General features: G+C 58.3%; 4 protein-coding genes and 1 pseudogene. 4 read left to right on the forward strand and 1 reads right to left on the reverse strand.

What is annotated here, in order from left to right; all coding sequences use genetic code 11:
* Position 1 precedes the first annotated feature (1 nt).
* The 3 genes and pseudogenes from QM600_RS14345 to QM600_RS14355 all read left to right on the forward strand — a co-directional run.
* Positions 2-124: pseudogene (locus QM600_RS14345) on the forward strand (IS110 family RNA-guided transposase); the annotation flags it as partial.
* Positions 125-1,783: 1,659 nt separating this feature from the next.
* Positions 1,784-3,283 (forward strand): aldehyde dehydrogenase family protein, encoded by a 1,500-nt coding sequence (locus tag QM600_RS14350; protein WP_283262145.1) that lies wholly within the window; start codon positions 1,784-1,786, stop codon positions 3,281-3,283.
* A gap of 48 nt (positions 3,284-3,331) precedes the next feature.
* Positions 3,332-4,444, forward strand: coding sequence for an NDMA-dependent alcohol dehydrogenase (locus tag QM600_RS14355; RefSeq protein WP_243619810.1), 1,113 nt, complete (start codon positions 3,332-3,334; stop codon positions 4,442-4,444).
* Between the two features lie 56 nt (positions 4,445-4,500).
* On the opposite strand, the gene QM600_RS14360 is transcribed toward QM600_RS14355, so the two are convergent.
* Positions 4,501-5,949, reverse strand: a complete 1,449-nt coding sequence (locus QM600_RS14360; protein WP_283262146.1) for a zinc-binding metallopeptidase family protein — start codon at positions 5,947-5,949, stop codon at positions 4,501-4,503.
* Between the two features lie 139 nt (positions 5,950-6,088).
* On the opposite strand from QM600_RS14360, the gene QM600_RS14365 reads away from it, so the two are divergent.
* Positions 6,089-7,964: MMPL family transporter (locus tag QM600_RS14365; RefSeq protein WP_283262147.1), on the forward strand; the 1,876-nt coding region annotated here is incomplete at its 3' end.

Raw genomic sequence — 7,964 nt, forward strand, 5'->3', positions numbered from 1 at the left:
GGGGAACACGATCGGCTCCTGTGTCGGGCTGGTACCCAGCGAATGCTCGTCGGTGCCATCACGATCGCAGGGTTCGATCACCAAGACCGGAAACGGTCACGTATGTCGATTATTGGTCGAGGCTCCCCGGGCATCATCGCAGGTCAGCTGTCATGGCAGAGACATTTCGCGAAGCGGGGTGAGTGTGGCGGTCGGCCAGTTGTGGCGGAGAGTGGCTCTCAGTCCTGATGCGGTGCGCGGTCTGACTGGTGGTGTCAACCCTGCGGTGTGGTCCCACGCGGTTGTCGGCGTGATGTGCGCGGCGGCAAAAGCGTGTTCAAGGGTAGGTCAGGTGCGGCTTGTCCACTCGATCGGCGTCGGCGTGCGCAGGTGCCGCGACCGGTCCGGTAAACCGCTGTGTCTCCCCATGCGAGTGGGGAGACACAGCGATCTGGATTCGACTATTCAGGTGTTTCCGGAGTCTCCGACGAGAACCCGTCGAGGAATGCGATCAGCTTTTCGAGCATTGTTGCAATATCAAAATCTTCCAAGCTACCCATTGTGTTCGTCCTTTCGTTGCTCTGTCGATGACGTGTAGGCCCTACGGAAACCAACATAGGGCACACAGTGCATTATTTCTCCTGACCTAGGGGGTTGATGGGGAATCGTGCCGTTTAGCAAAATCTGGGCAATTAATGAATAATTAGCATGCTCACCGGCAAAATGTTCAGAATTTTCCGGCGCTATCGAAGGGTAAATAAGTCGTGGGGCAAATCTTGAGAAATATTTTCACCATATTAATTCACTGGGGTTCTTCTGTCGTGGAGACTCCGATGCGAGGTGGTGCAGCAACAATCAATGACGCCAAAGTAGTTAGATTTTCAATTAGTATTTCGTCGCGCGCTGTCCTGATTGTCGACTCTTCGGATATATTTTCGTTAGAGTCAGTCTGTCGAGCCACGCGGCTCCGATGCTGATTCATATGCACACGTAGCCCGGAAATGGCCAAAGCAGATTTGAGCAACAGGACAATTTGAGGTGAGGAGGCTGTTCTTCGACTTCAAAATTGCTGGTAATCCGCTGTTCTACCCCCTTGGTTTGGGTAGGCGGGTTGCCACTCGAGCGCGTGTCTTCTCTGGGGCATCGCGCACGTAATATCTAGCGAGGAGGGCAAAATGTGAGGCAGAGGCAGCAGAGTGCCGTTTTTATGTGCGGAGAAAACGACGTCTATCTCCGTACGTCTGGAGAAAGCTCGGGAAAATCCCTCATTCGCTCACTGAATATTTCGAGCGAATTTTAAACGAAGTGTGCTAGGCGACTTATTTGACGTTATTTGACGGTCAGATTTGGCTAAAATTCGATCAGGAGTTTCGTCCAGACAAGGCTGATCAGGTGGTTCGCATCGTCGATGCAGCGCCGGTTCAGCTCAATCGGACGAGGAATGGATCTCTTCGCGTTCTTCGGTTTTCCCGGTCGCGCCTGCGCGTTCGTTGGTGCGAACTCTTTAGCAAGAGATTGAAGCACAAATCCCACAGATGGGGATAGGCGGCACGGGCACCGGGCGTGGAGAAAGTTGTTGGGTGGTTCAGGTGCGGTGAAGGCGCGGCGTGCGCTTTTGACTGCGGTGATGCTGATTCCTGCACGGGTGGCGATGGTGTGGCGGCGACGGCGAATGTGCTCTTTGTTAACCGCGGGGGCGGCAAAGGCTCACGGTGTGTGCAAACTTCGGACAGTTAGGGCCCTCGGAACCGAGGAAGTATGGCGTGCATCACATTCGCACGTGACTACTTCAGAGGAGTTCCCGATGACGGCTGTAGCCGAACACACCATCAGTCCCGCGGTTCAGGGTTTCCTGAACGGACCGAAGAAGCTCTATATCAACGGCGAATTCGTCGACGCAGCAACGGGAAAGACCTTCGCAACCTACAATCCGGCCGACGGTCAGAAGCTCGCCGATGTCGCTCACGGGCAGGTCGAGGACATCGACCGGGCAGTACGTGCCGCGCGCAACGCCTTCGAGGACGGCCCCTGGTCACGAATGAAGGCAAACGAGCGTGAGCGGATGATCTGGCGCGTCGGTGACATCCTCAGTGCACGCGCTGAGGAGTTCGGCCAACTCGAGGCGCTGGACAACGGAAAGTCCGTCGCGATTGCGACCGCCGTCGATGTTGCTTGGGCTGCAGACGTTTTCCGCTACTACGCGGGTTGGGCAACCAAGATCGAGGGCAGCACGGTCAACGTGTCCATGCCGTTCTCGCCCGGTGGAGAGTTTCACGCATACACGCTGCGTGAGGCGATCGGCGTGTGCGGTCTGATCGTGCCGTGGAACTTCCCACTCTTGATGTCCTCGTGGAAGCTTGCGCCCGCACTCGCAGCCGGTAACACCGTCATCCTCAAGCCTGCCGAGCAGACACCTTTGACTGCACTGCTTTTGGCCGAGGTTTTCGAAGAAGCCGGCTTCCCGCCAGGCGTCGTCAATATCGTTCCCGGTTTCGGTGACGCCGGTGCAGCCCTGTCCGGTCACGACGATGTCGACAAAGTCGCATTCACGGGTTCGACCGAGGTGGGCAAGAAGATCGTCGACGCGGCCAAGGGCAACCTCAAGAAGGTGACTCTCGAACTCGGTGGCAAGAGTCCCAACATCGTGTTCGCCGACGCCGATTTTGATGCAGCGGTGGAGGGTTCGCTCAATGCGTGGCTGTTCAACCATGGCCAGTGCTGTGTTGCCGGCACGCGTCTGTACGTTGAGGATTCGATCTTCGAGAAGTTCACCGAAGCCGTCGCGCACGCCGCGAGTCAGGTAAAGATCGGACCGGGACTCGATCCCACCACCCAGCTCGGACCACTCGTTTCGCAGGAGCAGTTCGACAAGGTTACCGGTTACCTCCGCGAGGGAATAGCTGACGGCGCCCGCGCTCTCACCGGCGGTAAGCGTTGGGGCGATCAGGGCTACTTCGTGGAGCCGACCGTCTTCGTCGACGTCAAGCCCGAATTCTCGATTGTCCAGGAGGAAATTTTCGGACCAGTTGTCGCGGCCCTTCCGTTCAGCGCAGACGACGGACCGATCACTGCTGCAAACGATTCCATCTACGGCTTGGCGGCCGGCATCTGGACTCGCGATATCTCCAAGGCCCACCGCACGGCAAAGCGCCTGAAGGCCGGCTCGGTGTGGATCAACCAGTACAACGGATTCGATACCGCGATGCCGTTCGGTGGATACAAGCAGTCCGGTTGGGGCCGCGAACTGGGTGCTTCCGCCATCGACCTGTACACCCAGACGAAAGCCGTCAACATCGCTCTCTGATCGACCCGCATTTCACCTTCGCACGTCCGACAATCAAGGAGATCACCAGTGAAGACCAAAGCTGCTGTACTGCTCGAGCCCGGAAAGCCTTTCGAGATCATGGAACTCGACCTCGATGGTCCGGGTGTCGGCGAGGTACTGATCAAGTACACCGCTGCCGGACTGTGTCATTCGGATCTGCATCTCACCGACGGCGATCTCCCGCCGCGCTATCCCATCGTCGGCGGTCACGAAGGTTCGGGAATCATCGAAGAGGTGGGACCCGGTGTCACCAAGGTCAAGCCGGGCGATCACGTCGTGTGTAGCTTCATTCCCAACTGCGGTACGTGCCGCTACTGCTCGACCGGTCGCCAGAATCTCTGTGACATGGGTGCCACAATCCTCGAAGGTTCGATGACGGATGGTTCCTTCCGGTTCCATGGCAACGGACTCGATTTCGGCGGAATGTGCATGCTCGGCACCTTCTCCGAGCGGGCAACGATCTCGCAGCACTCGGTAGTGAAGATCGACGACTGGCTCCCGTTGGAGACGGCGGTAGTTGTCGGTTGCGGTGTCCCCTCCGGTTGGGGCACCGCCGTCAACGCCGGCAACCTTCGCGCCGGGGACACGGCAGTGATCTACGGAATTGGTGGACTGGGTATCAATGCCGTCCAGGGTGCCGTATCTGCGGGGTGCAAGTACGTCGTGGTTGTCGATCCGATTGAGCTCAAGCGTGAGACGGCTCTGAAATTCGGTGCCACACATGCCTTTGCCGACGCCGAGAGTGCGGCCGTCAAGGTGAACGAATTGACCTGGGGTCAGGGTGCTGACGCAGCGCTGATTTTGGTCGGAACCGTCGACGAGGACGTCGTCAGTGCTGCAACCGCAGTGATCGGCAAGGGCGGCACCGTGGTCATCACTGGGTTGGCTGCACCGGACAAGCTCACCGTTCACGTATCGGGTACAGACCTGACGCTCAATCAGAAGACGATCAAGGGCAGCCTGTTCGGATCCATGAATCCGCAGTACGACATCGTGCGACTGCTCCGACTCTACGATTCCGGCCAGCTCAAGCTCGACGAGCTCATCACCAAGACCTACAGCCTCGAAGAGGTCAACGAGGGCTACCAGGATCTGCGCGACGGAAAGAACATCCGCGGCGTGATCATTCACGACAAGTAGCGAGACCTGCTGTGCGCCTTTATTAACCGCGGGTGGTTGATAAAGGCGCACAGCGGCTATTTCTTGGCCTTCGACAAAATCTGCATCAGCTGCAGCAACGCTGAGAACTTGGCGAATACGGACCGGTTGACTACGGTTCCGAATGCCGCAGTTTCCGTCGCGTCGAAAGCATCGAGCAGAGCGCGGAAGTTCTCAACCTGCTTTGTCAGTGCATCGATATCGACATGAGTGACAGCACTGGCTTCGCGCAACGCCAGTAGATACTGCGGCGCCGTGACCAATGCGACGGTCGGAATATTCCGCTCGAACAGCGGTTCGCCTTCGCCGAAGTGAATGACGGGTCCAGGCGCGACGATCCGCCGGTCACCCGCACCGATATCGCGCCACAACGGCGCAACGATGTCGTGAACGTCGAGGCTTGTCGCGTACAACAGTTCCGGTTCCGGGGTGGTGGCCAACGCGTAACTGCCTGATGCATTGTCTTCCGCATCGCCGATCGCACCCAGATGTTCGATTGCGATCCCGGCAACCGCGCGGGCTTGTCCCGCTTCGCCTTTCCACATTTCAGGGTGTGCTTCGAGCCACGTGGATGTAGCTTGACCGTGTTTCGACACCGCCGGAATCCGCAGGTGACCCGTCGTGAGCACAAAGACGTAGGACCGTCGATGGGGATGGGCAACGGCATGCCGTGCCAATTCCAGCATGCCCAGGTGGCCGTTTTCCTCGACCCCATTGGTGCCGTCGCTGTGCGTGATTACCAGAATCGTCTCGTGGGGTGAGGTGCCGGGGGAGACCACCCACACCGTGTCCGTCGTCGTTCCGGGGTGCAGAGTTGCGTCGAGCACCAGCGTCGCCTTCTGGCCGGCGCGAGAAGCGGCCAAAACTTTCGTGGCTTCGTCACCGGCCACCCACACGGCCGGGATGTCATGGTAGGGCTCGGTGAACGGAAGGTACTGGCCCAGAGCATTGTCCGGTGCGATGTCGCGCCACACCGCGATGACGCCGAGCACGCCTGCTGCACGAGCCTTCTCGAGCTTCGGGCCCAACAGAGTCGCGGAAAGAACAGGATTTCGGAGCGTCTCATCCGTCGCGATCGGACCCCACTCGCTGACCAGAAGCTTGCGGGGCAGGTCGATGTGTGGGACTTCGATGACAGCGATCGCGCCCTTTGCCCTTGACCATCGTGGACGCTTGGTGTTCAGCAGAATGAGTGGTGCACTGATGCCGGCAGGGCCGGTGATCCCTGAATAGGGGAAGGCGGAGGAGACAGCTGCAGATCCGTCGGCCAAGTCGATTCGAAGTCCGTCGGCGCTACTCGGCAGATCCCAGCGCTCGAAGGTTTGAGTGTCACGACGAACCTCGAGGCCAAGATCAGTCAGTTCTGCAGCGACCTCCTCGACGAGCATTCTGTGAGACTCGGTACCCGTCAGTCGCGGTCCCATCGCATCGAGGTGGAGTTGAGCAGCGCGAAGTCGATCGATGTCGATCGGCGATGAAGTAGGCATGCGCGAGCCTTTCCGATTTCTGTGGAGCTAACGAAGTTGTGACGTTTGATACGCAATGGCAATAGTGGTGACGTGGCAACACGGTACGTTGTTCTTCAATGTGAGTTTTGCCGGTTTTGAATAGTAGGGAGCGTCCTAAGTGGCTACGTACCTGTACAGATTGGGCAAGTTCTCTTTCCGTCACAAGTATTTGGTGGTGGCGGCATGGATTCTCGTGATTGCCGTCATCGGCGGCACCGTAGCGGCAACTCAGCCGACGTTCTCGAAGGAATTCAATCTCCCGGGCACTGATTCCCAGCGTGCGACCGAGTTGATGAACGAGAACTTCGCGGCCGCGTCGAAGCAACAAAGCCAGGCCACCACCAGTATTCTCGTGGCCGCCGACGACGGACTCGCAGCTCACAGCGATCAGATCGACAGGCTTGTCGCGCAGGCGAAGACGCTCCCAGACGTCATCAATCCCGAATTGATTGTCAACCCGGTTACCGTTGCCGCGGCTAATCCGTCGGTCGCTTCCTTCGTTCTCGGCGACAACGGCCACGTGGGGCTCATTCAGCTGAAACAGTCGATCAAGATCGAGGATCAGACGCATGCAAACAAGACGGCATTTCTGTCGCTCCTGGAAGAATTCCGGACCGGTGGACTGCAGGTGGAAGGCACCGGCTCGATGATGCAGGTGCAGGCGGCCGGGGGGCTTTCCGAAATGCTCGGATTTGCCGTGGCCTTCATCGTTATGATCATTGCTTTCGGCGCACTCATCGCCGCATTCATTCCGTTGGTAACCGCCATCGTCGGAATTTCGTTGGCGATCTTGACGGTCACACTCGGGGCTGGCGTTTTCGACATCAATCAGGGTGTTATCGCGATCGTGTCGATGATCGGCATTGCGGTGTCGATCGACTACGCGTTGTTCATCGTGTCGCGATATCGAAGTGAACTCAACCTCGGAGGCAGTCGCGAAGCTGCGGTGGGCCGAGCCGTGGGCACGGCGGGTACGTCGGTGGTTTTTGCCGGTTTGACGGTGGTGATTGCCATGGCCGCACTGACCGTGGTTGGCGTTCCGCTGATCACTCAGATGGGGTTGTCTGCAGCAGTTGCTGTCATTATCGCGGTGCTCGGTGCAACCACTCTGATTCCGGCGATCCTCGCTATCTTTGGCCGTATTGCCTTCTCGCCGCGGATACCTGGCGTTCGACACGGCGATGAACCCGATTCGTCGGAATCGAATGGGCACCGTTGGGTGAAGTTCGTGACCAAGTATCCGTGGCCGATCGCGCTGATTTCACTGCTGATCTTGGTAATCGCAGCACTGCCGATGACGAAGATGGAACTCGGACTGTCCTTCACCCAGGACGAAGAGCGTCCAGCCCTTGCGCTGCTACAACGAGGTTTCGGCGAGGGTGTTAACGGTCAGCTGTTCGTTGTCCTCCATGCACCGGCCGGGACCGACATCGCCCCGATCGCCGACGAAACCGTCACACACATCAAGGGACTGGCAAACGTGGCGACGCCCGATGTCCTGATGTGGCAGGGCAATGGAACTGATCCGAGTAATCCGAATGCCGGCGCCAATTCGGCGTTGATAGCTGTCACCCCGAAGATGTCCCCGAGTGGGCCCGAAACACATGAATTGATGAACCAGATCCGCGACTATCAGTCGACCGTGTCGGCGAGTGGAGCGGAACTCGGTGTTGCGGGCCAAACGGCAATCGTGGCTGATATGTCGTCGAAACTCAGTTCCGCGCTGGTGCCTTACCTGATTGTTGTTGTCGGTCTTGCCTTCATCGTTCTGATGCTTGTCTTCCGCTCGCTACTGGTGCCGCTGACCGCAACCCTGGGGTTCCTGTTCTCCATCTGCGCTACCTTCGGCGCAACTGTGGCGATCTTCCAGGAAGGCGCGTTCGGGCTTATCCAGAACACCGCGCCGATCATCTCGTTCCTGCCGATCTTCATGATCGGCGTGGTATTCGGTTTGGCGATGGACTACCAGGTATTCCTGGTGACTCGAATGCGCG

The sequence above is a fragment of the Rhodococcus sp. IEGM 1379 genome (assembly GCF_030056815.1).
Lineage (GTDB): Bacteria > Actinomycetota > Actinomycetes > Mycobacteriales > Mycobacteriaceae > Rhodococcus_F.